The sequence below is a fragment of the Occallatibacter riparius genome (assembly GCF_025264625.1).
Taxonomy (GTDB): domain Bacteria; phylum Acidobacteriota; class Terriglobia; order Terriglobales; family Acidobacteriaceae; genus Telmatobacter; species Telmatobacter riparius.
In genome coordinates this window covers 3,277,813-3,289,524 of record NZ_CP093313.1, presented here as the reverse complement: position 1 = coordinate 3,289,524, position 11,712 = coordinate 3,277,813, and the positions used below count along the sequence as shown (strand labels likewise).

General features: G+C 61.6%; 11 protein-coding genes. 3 read left to right on the top strand and 8 right to left on the bottom strand.

The window, feature by feature from the left end; all coding sequences use genetic code 11:
• The first annotated feature begins 161 nt into the window (after positions 1 to 161).
• Positions 162 to 2,135: a peptidyl-prolyl cis-trans isomerase gene (locus MOP44_RS13235; protein ID WP_260796510.1), complete on the top strand. Its 1,974-nt coding sequence runs from the start codon at positions 162 to 164 to the stop codon at positions 2,133 to 2,135.
• Positions 2,136 to 2,209: 74 nt separating this feature from the next.
• Here the strand turns inward: MOP44_RS13235 and trmD are convergent, their stop codons facing one another.
• Positions 2,210 to 3,061 carry a tRNA (guanosine(37)-N1)-methyltransferase TrmD gene (gene trmD, locus MOP44_RS13230; protein WP_260796509.1) on the bottom strand — a complete coding sequence of 284 codons (852 nt, stop codon included), beginning with the start codon at positions 3,059 to 3,061 and terminating at the stop codon, positions 2,210 to 2,212.
• Between the two features lie 196 nt (positions 3,062 to 3,257).
• Here trmD and MOP44_RS13225 point away from each other — a divergent pair, with 196 nt between their 5' ends.
• On the top strand, positions 3,258 to 3,650 hold the full coding sequence (locus tag MOP44_RS13225; protein WP_260796508.1) for a hypothetical protein: 393 nt from the start codon (positions 3,258 to 3,260) through the stop codon (positions 3,648 to 3,650).
• Positions 3,651 to 3,663: 13 nt separating this feature from the next.
• On the opposite strand, the gene rimM is transcribed toward MOP44_RS13225, so the two are convergent.
• From rimM to MOP44_RS13205, 4 genes are all read right to left on the bottom strand, one after another.
• Positions 3,664 to 4,203 (bottom strand): ribosome maturation factor RimM, encoded by a 540-nt coding sequence (rimM, locus tag MOP44_RS13220; protein WP_260796507.1) that lies wholly within the window; start codon positions 4,201 to 4,203, stop codon positions 3,664 to 3,666.
• 51 nt (positions 4,204 to 4,254) lie between these two features.
• A complete protein-coding gene (locus MOP44_RS13215) occupies positions 4,255 to 4,524 on the bottom strand; it encodes a KH domain-containing protein (protein ID WP_260796506.1) in 270 nt (89 codons plus the stop codon).
• A 166-nt stretch (positions 4,525 to 4,690) separates the two neighbouring features.
• Positions 4,691 to 4,948, bottom strand: coding sequence for a 30S ribosomal protein S16 (gene rpsP, locus MOP44_RS13210; RefSeq protein WP_260796648.1), 258 nt, complete (start codon positions 4,946 to 4,948; stop codon positions 4,691 to 4,693).
• 262 nt (positions 4,949 to 5,210) lie between these two features.
• Positions 5,211 to 5,717 (bottom strand): hypothetical protein, encoded by a 507-nt coding sequence (locus MOP44_RS13205; protein ID WP_260796505.1) that lies wholly within the window; start codon positions 5,715 to 5,717, stop codon positions 5,211 to 5,213.
• Between the two features lie 87 nt (positions 5,718 to 5,804).
• Here MOP44_RS13205 and bla point away from each other — a divergent pair, with 87 nt between their 5' ends.
• The gene (gene bla, locus MOP44_RS13200) at positions 5,805 to 6,680 is read left to right on the top strand and encodes a class A beta-lactamase (protein ID WP_260796504.1); all 876 of its coding nucleotides are present in this window, start codon (positions 5,805 to 5,807) and stop codon (positions 6,678 to 6,680) included.
• A 69-nt stretch (positions 6,681 to 6,749) separates the two neighbouring features.
• Here the strand turns inward: bla and MOP44_RS13195 are convergent, their stop codons facing one another.
• From MOP44_RS13195 to MOP44_RS13185, 3 genes are all read right to left on the bottom strand, one after another.
• Positions 6,750 to 9,590: a M16 family metallopeptidase gene (locus tag MOP44_RS13195; RefSeq protein WP_260796503.1), complete on the bottom strand. Its 2,841-nt coding sequence runs from the start codon at positions 9,588 to 9,590 to the stop codon at positions 6,750 to 6,752.
• Between the two features lie 72 nt (positions 9,591 to 9,662).
• Positions 9,663 to 10,694 (bottom strand): ABC transporter permease, encoded by a 1,032-nt coding sequence (locus MOP44_RS13190; RefSeq protein WP_260796502.1) that lies wholly within the window; start codon positions 10,692 to 10,694, stop codon positions 9,663 to 9,665.
• The gene (locus MOP44_RS13185) at positions 10,687 to 11,661 is read right to left on the bottom strand and encodes an ABC transporter ATP-binding protein (protein ID WP_260796501.1); all 975 of its coding nucleotides are present in this window, start codon (positions 11,659 to 11,661) and stop codon (positions 10,687 to 10,689) included. Before MOP44_RS13185 ends, MOP44_RS13190 begins: the two co-directional genes overlap by 8 nt.
• Positions 11,662 to 11,712 lie beyond the last annotated feature (51 nt).

Below are 11,712 nucleotides of genomic sequence, written 5' to 3'. Positions count from 1 at the left end.
CTTTCTACTCCCTACTTCCTACTCCCTATTCCCTTTTACCCGCTTTCCCTTCCCTGCCTTTATAATGAATCGAACCGCGCCGAGCGAGAACTGCACGCTGTTTGCCGCCTGAAATCGGTGGCCCTGCGCGCGTAGAGAGCTGAAGGTCTGAAAATCCACTCATGATTCGTTTCCTGCAGAAAGACACCAAGATGGCGAAGGCCATCTACATCGTCATCATTGGCGCCGCCTCCATCGGCATGGTCGTCTACCTGATCCCCGGGCTGATGAACTCCGCCGCTGCCACCCCTGACACCTACGCCGAAGTGTTTCCGCACTGGTACAGCAAGATTCTCCGCACTGGCGACACGGTCAGTCTTCAGGAAGTGCAGCGGGCCGCGCGCCAGCAACTGCAGCAGTATCCGCAGTACGCGGATAACCCGATGATTCTGAACTTCATGACGCAGCAGGCCGGCCAGCGGCTGGTGCAGCAGCAGATCCTGCTCACCGAAGCAGACAAGCTCGGCGTCACGGCGACCAACGACGACGTGAAGAAATTCCTGCATACGGGCATGATGGGCCAGACTATCTTCCCGAACGGGAACTACATTGGCGACGCAGCTTACACCAACCTGGTGAACACCCGCGCCAACATGTCGGTGGCTGATTTTGAAGACGGCATCCGCCGCCAGATCGTCATTGACCGCCTGATGAAGCTGATCACGGCCAGCGTCTCGGTCGGCGATCAGGAAGTCCGCGACAGCTACCGCAAAGAAAACACCAAGATCAAGTTCGACTATGCGGTGATCAACGGCGATGACCTGCGCAAGACTATCAACCCGTCTGACGCCGAGCTGCAGGCCTTCTTCCAGAAGAACCAGGCGCGCTACGCAAATGCGGTTCCCGAGCAGCGCACCATCACCTACTTCGCTTTCACGCCGAACCAGCTTCCCGGCGGCATCCCGCAGCCCTCGCAGCAGGAGATCCAGAGCTACTACAACCAGCACCAGTCCGAGTACCAGGTGCCCAAGCAGGCCCGCTCGCGCCACATCCTCATCAAGGTGGATGCCGGCGCGGACGCCAAGACCGACGCTGCCGCCAAGGCGAAGGCCGAGGACATTGCGAAGCAGCTCCGCAACGGCGGCAACTGGACTGAGCTCGCCAAGAAGAACTCTGACGATCCTGGCTCCAAGGACTCCGGCGGCGAGCTCGGTTTCGCTCAGCCCGGCCGCATGGTGCCCGAGTTCGACAAGGCGATCTTCAACAACAAGATCGGCGACATTGCCGTCGTGAAGTCGCAGTTCGGCTATCACGTTGTCCAGGTGGAAGAGCGCCAGGACGCGCACGCTCAGTCGCTGGCTGAAGTGACGGACACGATCAAGGCCACGCTGAGCCGCCAGTCCGTCTCGCAGGCGGAGGACAACTACGCGAAGCAGCTGCAGCAGGAGGCCGCTTCCAAAGGCCTGCAGGCCACGGCCGCTGCGCATCACCTTGAACTAACAACCACACCGCCGGTCGCCGCAGGTGGAACGATCTCCACGCTGCCTGATGGTGCCGAGCTTGTCTCGAAAGCCTTCCAGACCAACAAGGGTGATAAGCCGCAGACCGCGACCACGGGAGAGGGGTTCGCCATCTTCCAGGTAACGGACATCACGAAGGCGCATGCGCCTACATTCGCCGACTGGAAGAGCCACGTGCTCGACGACTTCCGCAACCAGCAACTTCCCGGACTGCTGAATGCCAAGACGCAGGAGCTGGCCAACAAGGCCAAGGCGGGCGATTTCGCCAAGGCTGCCAAGGAGGAAGGCGCCACCGTGAAGACCAGCGACCTCGTCGGCCAGAGCGCGCAGGTTCCCGACTTCGGTGCGGTGGGTCAGCTTGCACCGCAGCTCTTTGAGATGAAGCCCGGCGACGTCAGCGGTCCCATCAATGCCGGCCGCACCGGCGTAGTGGCCAAGATCGACGACAAGGTCGCGCCCACGGATCAGGACATCCAGAAGAGCTTCGACCAGGCAAAGGAGCAGATGGTCGACCAGCGCCGCAACGAGGCGTTCTCGGTGTTTGCCGCGAATGTGGCCGACACCTATAAGAAGAAGAACCTGATTGCCTACAACGCCAAGGCTATGCAGCAACAGCCGGATCAGGGCGGCCAGTAAGCCTCCCGGGCGACTTCGACTCAAAGGCCCGCGCTCCGGCGCGGGCCTTTTCGTTCCTGCCCTGTCGCTATTCCCTATCCCTGTTCCTTGATCGCCTCGAGAACCCGGCGGTCTTCCTCGCTCAGCGGGGCACGCTCCAGCAGGTCGGGCCGGTTCCTGAGCGTCTTGCGCAACTGCTGTTCGCGGCGCCAGCGGCGGATCTGCTGGTGATCGCCGTTCAGCAGAACCTCGGGCGCACGCAGGCCTGCGAACTCGGCAGGCCGCGTGTAATGGGGGTAATCGAGCAAGCCTCCGGAGCCGTGCTGCGAGCGCGGCACGCCCTCTACGTCAGTCGTGATGGAAGCGTCTGCCGCGCCGAAGCTTTCGAACTCGCCTGAAGCTTCATTGCCCAGCACGCCGGGAATCAAGCGCATCGTTGCGTCGAGCACGATAGCCGCCGCCAGCTCGCCGCCGCTCAACACATAGTCGCCGATAGACAGTTCCATGTCGCAGTAGAGCTCGTTGATCCGCTCGTCCACGCCTTCGTAGCGCCCGCAGATCAGGACGACGCGGTCGAGTTGAGCCAGCTCGCGGGCAACGGACTGGTCGAAACGGCAGCCCTGCGCCGAGGTGAGGATGACGCGAGTTCCACCTGAAATGGGCTCACCCTCAGCTTTGTCATCCTGAGCGGAGCGAAGGACCCGCTGTTGTCTCGGCGCGATCCCCATGGCCTCCATAGCCCGCGCCAGCGGCTCGGGCTTCAGTACCATCCCCTCGCCGCCTCCGAACGGCCGGTCATCGACTGTCCGGTGCCGGTCGTGCGTAAAGCTGCGCAGATCGTGCACACCAATCTCCACCAGCCCGTCGGCCTGCGCGCGGCGCACGATGCCGTGCTCGAAGAAACCGGCGAAGAATCCCGGAAAGATGGTGACCAGATCGAAGCGCATATTCGTTCTCTTGATGATAGCGGCCCCGCTTATCCCCACTGAGGCGGCTTGGGGTGCCTATAATGTTGGCCATCAGCCATGAATGACACTGAAGGCCTGTTGTTCCGCTGGCTTCAGTACGCTGGTCAACGGTCAGTGATGGCTGCAGCATGGATAACCTAAGCGGACCGACTCCTTTGGAGTCAGAATAAATGTGATGAAGAAGTGGTTGATCCTTCCGGCGGCCGCGTTGAGCATCTTCTGCTTGCTGGTGTGGTGGGTCTATGGCCTCTGGCCAATTGCGTCCATCAGCGGAAATCTCGCCGCACGATGGGACACCTGGCATGGGCACTATGAAGTGCAGGGATACGGATTGCCTGTTCCGTGGACACCAGAGTACGCTGCCACTCTACACGACCGATATGGCATCCAACACAGGGCCGTGACAGGATGCATCGTAAACAACTGGATTCTCGACCGTACTGACGCCTATAACCGGGTGAGTGACGAGCGAATCAGGGCGAAGTTCGGCAGGGATGTGGTGCGAGAAGCCGCTCGGGAAGCGGAGCAAAACTGGCAACGAACTCACGCGGACGCATCCAAAAGGTGATTGCTGAGCCGGCTCAGCCGTTCAGATCCACAAGTCCTTCGGGCAATGCCATTTCCACTCGCTGATTTTCGATGTCGACTTTGCGCAGATAGCTCTTGGCGAATGGCACCAGCACCTCGCCTTTCGCGCTCTTCACAATCAGCAGCGGCGTAGGCCCAGCAGTTCGATCGACGTTTTCGATCTTACCCACCGAAATCGGTGGATCGGCAGAAACATCGATCAGCGTGCAGTCGATGAGGTCTGCGATGTGGACCTCGTCCTCGGCCAAAGCGGCGCGCTCGCTGTGCGGAACGGCCACAATCAGCCCCGCCAGCGTCTCCGCGGCAGAGATTGAATCGATGCCGGCAAAATGCAGGACGATGCCGCCCTTGTGCGGCCAGTGATGGATGAGTTCCATTTCGCGCGAGGGTGCGGCCCCTGGCCGCTCTGAGAGCAGCCAAAGCCGCTTGCGCTCGGCGAATTTTTCCGGAAAGTCGGTGAGGATTTCGGCGAAGACCTCGCCTTTGCGGCCCTGCGGTTTGCGCACGCGGGCAAGCCAAACCCAGTCAGGCACAGCACTGCTCATGCGCGGACCCGCGCAAGGCTGGCGCCGCTGTCATTGAGGCTAGACCTGTTCGTCTTCTTCAAGAATGTCGAGAGTATACCGGTGATGCAATTTCATGCTCACCGCGCCAAGTATGGTGCGGACCGAGCGCGCCGTCCGCCCCTGCTTGCCAATGACCTTGCCTACGTCGTTGGGGGCAACCTTAAGCTTCAGCACGGTGTTTTCCTCGCGGTTCACCGACTGAACATCCACGGCTGCCGGTTCATCCACCAGGGCTCGCGCGATTTCGCGAACCAATTCTTCGACTGCAACCATATCGTGCTGGGTCATGCTCGTGCCCCTGACCTCTCCTGAATTGTTGGCGACTTTGGTCGTGCGCCGAATAGTATCAGCAAAACACAACCGCCGTCAGCAATTAGTACACGGCCGGCCATGCGCTGTCAGCGCCAAGGGTGACAATCCGGCCGTTCCCGGTTTCAGGGGGAGAGGGAAGAAACTAGGCTGCGGTAGGTTCGGCTGCCGGCTTGGCCGGGAACTTGTCCACCAGCTTGGCGACCGTATCAGAGAACTGCGCGCCCTTGCTGCGCCAGTAGGCGATGCGCTCGTGCTTCAGGTCAACCGAGGCGGGATTGGTCCGCGGATTGTAAGTGCCGACGACCTCAATGGAACGGCCGTTGCGGGCGCGGTCCTTCTCGATGACGACCACACGGTAGTAGGGCTGCTTGGTGGCGCCAAAACGCGCCAGACGAATCATGACCACGAGATACGGTTCCTTTCAAGTACCTGATTCTGTTCTTGTCACGGGAGGGCGCCGCGCGCCCGACTACCGAGGGGCCAGACGGAACGCCCAGCCAACGCAAGACACAACACCTAAGTATCGCCGATTGTGGGGTCCGGAGGCAAGCGGGGATGATGCAGGGTTTAGGTTTTAGGGGCTTAGGGTTTAGGAACACAAAAGCGCCTGCCCAATCTCGCAGGCGCCTAGACACTAAGCCCTAGGCCCTAACACCTGCCTCTTAGATCGGCCTGGGACTTGTGTTCTTCGCCTCGGCCACGTTGTCGGGGTTGTCGCTAAAGGACTTACCGTTCATATAAGCGAACTTTTGGAACCGCGAGCCTACCCGCCGGATAGCGTCGGCGTTGCCGTCATGCCACGTGATCAGCGCGTCGCCATTGGAGTAGACCCAGCGCCCGTGCACATCACCCAATGAGCGGTATGCACTCCCGTCCTCGTTCAGCGTGATGTAGAAGTCGCTGCCCGCGCCGTCGCCCACCTGCCACTTGCCCACATAGCGGCCTCGCGCGGTGAGTTGGGACTTGGTGGAGCCCAGGTCGCCCGCCGTCAGCGTCCCCGCGGGATACTCCACCCGCTCGATTTCGGACACGCTGAACGACTGCCGGTGCCCATCCTTGAACACGATGACGAGAGTCCCGGGCCCGGTCTTGGCCGGGGGCGCCGTGTGCGCCACAACTCCGGCCAGCAGAACTACAGAAAGAGCGGAAACAGAAACAAGCTTACGCATCACCATCTCCTGCAACCTGTTTACGAAGCCGGAACCTGCCTGGTTCCATTCCTCTGCGGGTCGCCACAGTTCCTTATACTCGCACCCATGCGTCTTCCCTTCTTGCTTCTTCTGGCGGCAGCCTCCGGCACCGCGCAGCAGTCCCTTCAACAGCAGGTCCGGGCCATCGCCAGTGAGGCTCAAGGCACCGTCTCCACCGCTTGTTTCCTGGCCAATTCCGATCTGAACTGCGACCTGAACCAACACGACCATCCACCCATGCAGTCGGTCTTCAAGCTGCCGCTGGGCATTGCCATCCTGCATCAGGTGGAACAGGGCAAGTTCACGCTCGACCAGCAGATTCGGTTCGAGCCCTCCGATCGCATCCTTCCCCACGCCTACAGCCCGCTCTGGGACAAGTACCCGCAGGCCGGCGTCGATATCCCACTGCGCGAGCTGCTACGCCTCACCGTCTCGCTCAGCGACAACGTTGCGGCCGACATCCTGCTGCGCGTCGGCGGCGGCCCTGCCGTGGTCGACCGCTACATCGCCTCGCTCGGCGTCCGCGGCTTTCACCTGCGCGATAACGAGAACGCCCTGCATCACGCCACCAGCGTGCAATACGGCAACTGGTTCGAGCCAGCAGGAGCGGTTCAGCTGCTCCGCATGATCGACGAGCACTCGCCATTGAACGCCGAGCACACCGCGTTCTTGCGCGAGATTATGACCGCGCCACTGGAGAAGACGCGCATCGGTACAAAGCTGCCACCAGGAACAATCGTCGCGCACAAGAGCGGAACCTCCGACGTCGACAACGGCCTGGCTCACGCCACCAACGACATCGGCCTGATCACCCTTCCCGATGGCCGAAAACTTGCCGTAGCCGTGTTTGTCACGGATTCACGTGCGGATGAAGCGACGCGCCTGCGCGTGATCGGCGAGATCGGCAAAGCGGCCTTCGACGCATCCCAGCGCAGCCATTAATCGTTCGCCGCAAGACAAAGGGCACGGCAATCAGCCGCGCCCCTTTTGTGTTGTGCTGCGGATAAGCTACTACTGTTCCGCCGCTGCTCCGGTTGACGAAACGGGATTGCCATTCAGATCGCGCACTTCGATCGGCCCCAGCCCGGCATCTTTCAATCCCGGCTCGATCTTGCTGCGGTCGCCGGCCGTCACAATTACGAGCTGGTCCGGATGTAGGTACTGCTTCGCGGCGCGTGCGATATCGCCTTCCGTGATCGCCTCGTACTTAGCCGGCAGCTTCGCGAAGTAGTCCAGCGGCCGGTTGTAGACGAAAATGCCGCTGGTCGCATCGGCAATCGCCGAGGTGGTCTCGAACCGCCCAGGCAGCGAACGGATTGAAGCCTCCTTGGCCGCGGCCAGCTCTTCTGCCGTTGAAGGCTTGCCGGGGAAATTGCGAATCTCCAGCATTAGCTCCTTCGCGGCCGCAGCGGTCACGTCCGTGCGTACGAGGCCGCCCGAAAAGAAGAAGCCGCCATCGCGGTACCCGGTAAACGAAGAACGCGCGCCGTAGGTGTAACCGTGCTGCTCCCGCAGGTTCATGTTGATGCGGCTGCCGAAGCTGCCCCCCAGTGTGTAGTTGAGTACGGTCAGCACGTCAGTATCCGGCGAGTATGCGGACACTCCTGCGCCAAAGGCCATGAGCGCCGTCTGGGGAGCGCCCGGCTTGTCCACTATCACCACGTGCGTGGATGCTGGCGCGGGCGGCGCCGGAATGCTTGGCGGTTCCGCGGCGTGACTCGTCCATCCGCCAAAGTACTTCTTTGCCAGCCGCTCGGCCTCAGCGCGCGTCACGTCACCGGCGAGCACCAGCACCGAGTCGTTGGGTCCATAGTGATCCGCGTAGAACGTCGAGATGTCCGATGCCGTCAAGCCCTTCACGCTCTCCGCGGTCCCGTTTGCGGCGAGCCCGTATGGTGTCTCGCCGAACACCAGCTTCGGCCCTACTCGGAATGCCATGCTCTGCACGTTGTCGGTTTCCTGGCTGATGCGCACGAGCCGCTGCTTCGTACGCCTCTCCACGTCTTCGGCGCGGAACGCCGGATGCTGCGCGATGTCGGCTAGGATATCCATGCCTTCATCGGCGTGCGTGGCCAGCAGGCTCATCGACACGGCGCCGGAGTCCATGCCGGCATTGACCGCCACGCGCGCGCCGATCCGCTCTTCATCCTGCGCCAGCTTCTCAAGATTGCGCGACTGCGTGCCGTCGCTCATGATCTCCGAGGTGAGCGTGGCCAACCCCGCCTTGGTGGGCCGGTTGTTCTCACTGCCCGCGCGCGAAACCAGCGCCGCCGTCACAACCGGCAAAGCGTGGCCTTCGACCAGCAACACCTTGAGCCCGTTGTCGAGGCTGAACTCCGTTGGCACCGGCAGATGAATCTCCGGTGCCGAGCCGGCCGCGGGCTTGTTCTTCCGCCACTCCTGCGCCTTCTCAAACTCCGGCGTGTACGGATTCGTGATCTTCACATCCGCATCGGTATCGGCAGGGCTGCGCGGAACATCTTCAAGCTTCTTTTCGCCCGGCACGCACGACACCACAACCGCGGCATCCTTTGAGAAATACTTCACCGCAGCGTCCTTGGTGCTCGCCACCGTCACAGCCTCCGCCATCGCTACGTCTTTCGCCAGAAAGCCGGGATCGCCCATGTACTGGTTGTACTCGTTCAACGTATCTGCCACGCCGCCGAAGCCGCCCAGCCGCTGCAGTCCGCTGATCTTCTGCGTCAGGTTCAGCGCCTTAGCCGCTTCCACTTCCTCGGCCGTAGGACCCTCCTTCTGCAGCCTGTCCAACTCAGACCAGAATGTAGCTTCCAGGTCTTGCAGCTTCACGCCTGGCTTGGCCGTGATGGAGCACTCCGTAATTCCCGTCAGCTTCTGCGCATTCGAGTAGCACGTCACGCTCTGCGCGGTCTGCGATTTGTAGACCAGCGCCGTGTCGAGGCGACTGGCCTTCGCGCCGCCCAGCGCGAACATTGCCGCATCCACGTTATACGCGTCCTGCGTAAACGCCGGAGGAGTGAGCCACGCAATCGAGATCTGCGGCAGCTTCACCGTATCGGTCACGGTAACGCGCTTCTGCGCGGTGATCGGGGGAGTCTTCGTCGTCACCGGATCAACCTTGGGACCAGCGGGGATCGGCCCGAAATACTTCGTCAGCAGTTCCTTCAGCTTCGCCGCATCGAAGTCGCCCGCAATGGCGATCGAAGCGTTGTTGGGCGTGTAGTACCGCTGGTGAAAATCGCGCACATCGGCAATGCGCGCCGACTCGATGTCCTGGTGGCTGCCGATCACATCGCCGTAATACGGATGCTCTTTCGGAAGCAGCGCGTGATACAGCGCTTCCTCGGCGACGTAGTAAGGGCGGCCTTCGCCCTGGCGGCGCTCGTTGCGCACAACATCGCGCTGGTTCGTGAGCTTCTCGCGGTCGAGGCCTTCCATCAGGAAGCCCATGCGGTCACTCTCCAGCCACAGCGCCAGCTCGAGCTGATTCGACGGCATGGTCTCGAAATAGTTCGTGCGGTCGAAGTTGGTGGTGCCGTTCACATCCGTTGCGCCGGCAGACTGCACATACTTGATGTGCGCCTTCTCGCCCACATGCTCCGAGCCCTCGAACATCATGTGCTCAAACAGGTGCGCAAAGCCGGTGCGTCCGGGCCGCTCATTGAGCGGACCCACGTGATACCACAGGTCCACGGCCACCAGCGGCAGCCGGTGATCTTCGTGCGTGATCACCGTTAGCCCGTTGGGCAGGGTGTATTTCTCGTATTTAATCTCGGGCAGCTTGTGCTGCACTTGCGCGCCGGCGTTCAGGCTCAATCCTGCAAGGATGAGCACGCCGAGGGCGCAGAAGAATTGCGGGGAGTGCTTTCGCAAGGCTGAATCTCCTTTGGAGCATAAGGGCGTAATTGCATGGATGATACTAGAAGGCTGGCTTCGCGGGGGCTCCTAACGCCAGCGGAAGATCTTCAGCGCCACAAAGAACGGCACCACCAGCCAAGCCAGCAGAATCGACGTGGGCGCCATCATCTGCGGCAGGCTCATGCCTTGCAACATGTTGCCGCGCAACGCGTCGATGGCCGCAGTCAGCGGCAGCGCCCGCACAAACGGCTGAATGATCGCCGGGAAGCGCGTGGCCGAGAAGAACACTCCCGACAGAATCCACATGGGCAGCATCGCCAGGTTCATCAGACCTGAGGCCGCTTCAATCGTTTTGGCGCGAGAGGCAATCAGCAGCCCCAACGCCGAGAATGCGAGTGACGTCAGCAGGCAGAGAAATCCCAACTCCAGCAGCGAGCCGCGGAACGGCACGCCGAACGCGACCTTGGCGAAGCCGAGAAATACCGCCACCTCGATGACCAGCATCAGCAGCCGCGAAAGCAGAAACGACGCCAGGTATTGCCACCGCGGCATGGGTGACGCCACCATGCGCTTCAGCAAGCGCTTCTGCCGTCCCTCCACCACGGAGAACACCAGTCCCCAGATCGCCGAGCCCATCAGGTTCATGCCCAGCAATCCCGGAATGACGAAGTCGATATAGCGCGCGCCCGTCTCGTGAATCAGCTCATTCGTCGCCGCTAGGGGATCGTGACGCCCGGCTGCTGTCTGAATCGCGCGATCCACCAGCAGCCGCGCATTGCGCGCATCAGGATTCGTATCGTCGTACTTGTACTCCACGCCCTGCACGGTCTGAATCGCCAGCAGGGTGATATTGCCGGTCGCCAGCGCATGCGTACCCGCGGCCTCGTCCATCGTGGTCGCCTTCAGGCCCTTGTCCGCAACCAGCGCCTGCGTCAACTGCGGGGTGGTCGCAGCCACGGGCAGCACATCTGCCGGCCGATTGCGGAACGCGATGCCGAGGCCCACCGCCAGCAGAATCGGAAACGCGAACACCCAGAACAAAGCCTCCGGCTCCCGCAGAAAAAGCCGGAACCGCGTCGCCGTCAACTGAAACAGGCTGCTCTCCGCAAGCTTACTCATCGCGCAAGTACCTCCCGGTGAGCGAAACGAACACATCCTCCAGCGTCGCCGAGTGCGTGCGGAACTCCGTCAGATCAAGGCCCATTCCATCGACGGCTGCAAAGATGCGCGGCACCGTCGTGTGCAGGTCCGTCACTGAAAGCTGATGCAGGCCCGCATCGACGCGATGTGACTGCACGCCTGGAATTTCGGTCAGGGCCTTCGCATCCACCTTGCCTTCGCCATTGCCGGTCACGGCGAACTCTACGATGTGATCGCCGCCCATCGACGCGATTAACTGCTTCGGCGTGCCCAGCGCAATCACGCGCCCGTGATCCATGATCGCCACGCGATCGCACAGTCGCTCGGCCTCATCCATGTAGTGAGTCGTCAGGATGATAGTACGCCCCGCGTGCTTCAGATCATCCACAAGGTCCCAGAGGTGCCGCCGTGCTTGCGGATCGAGCCCGGTCGTAGGCTCATCGAGAAACAGCAGTTCCGGATCGCCAACCAGCGCACAAGCCATCGCCAGCCTTTGCTTCTGTCCGCCGCTCAGAGTGCCTACGCGCGCCGTGCGCTTCTCCTCAAGCTGCGAGGTGCGGATCGCCTCGTCCACCGCGATGCCCTTGCGGAAGAAGCTTCTGAACAGCCGCAGCGTCTCCTCCACCGTCAGCTTGTCCGGGAACTGTGTTTCCTGCAGTTGAATGCCGATGCGCTGCCGCAGTTCGTTCGCATGAGACTTCCACTGCATGCCGAGCAGCGTCACATCGCCCGCATCAGCCTCGGTCAGCCCTTCGCAGATTTCAATGGTGGTTGTCTTGCCGGCGCCATTCGGTCCCAGCAGTCCGAAGCACTCGCCACTGGCCACTTCCAGGTCGACCCCGGCAACCGCCTTCACATCGCCGAAGGATTTGCGCAGCCCAGTAGTGGCAAGCGAAGCGCCCGCGGTGCCGACCACCTCAGTATTGATTGTCTTTGTGGAATCCAAGCGGGATCACCTCGCTCAAGAGTAGCGAAGGCGAATAAGGGAGGCAATCCA

What these genes read in the sequence shown, in the direction of transcription:
- bla (WP_260796504.1), top strand. Translation starts at nt 5,805, where the DNA reads ATGCGTCTTCCCTTCTTGCTTCTTCTGGCGGCAGCCTCCGGCACCGCG.
- MOP44_RS13205 (WP_260796505.1), bottom strand. Translation starts at nt 5,717, where the DNA reads ATGCGTAAGCTTGTTTCTGTTTCCGCTCTTTCTGTAGTTCTGCTGGCC.
- MOP44_RS13190 (WP_260796502.1), bottom strand. Translation starts at nt 10,694, where the DNA reads ATGAGTAAGCTTGCGGAGAGCAGCCTGTTTCAGTTGACGGCGACGCGG.
- MOP44_RS13235 (WP_260796510.1), top strand. Translation starts at nt 162, where the DNA reads ATGATTCGTTTCCTGCAGAAAGACACCAAGATGGCGAAGGCCATCTAC.
- rpsP (WP_260796648.1), bottom strand. Translation starts at nt 4,948, where the DNA reads ATGATTCGTCTGGCGCGTTTTGGCGCCACCAAGCAGCCCTACTACCGT.
- MOP44_RS13215 (WP_260796506.1), bottom strand. Translation starts at nt 4,524, where the DNA reads ATGACCCAGCACGATATGGTTGCAGTCGAAGAATTGGTTCGCGAAATC.
- MOP44_RS13225 (WP_260796508.1), top strand. Translation starts at nt 3,258, where the DNA reads ATGAAGAAGTGGTTGATCCTTCCGGCGGCCGCGTTGAGCATCTTCTGC.
- trmD (WP_260796509.1), bottom strand. Translation starts at nt 3,061, where the DNA reads ATGCGCTTCGATCTGGTCACCATCTTTCCGGGATTCTTCGCCGGTTTC.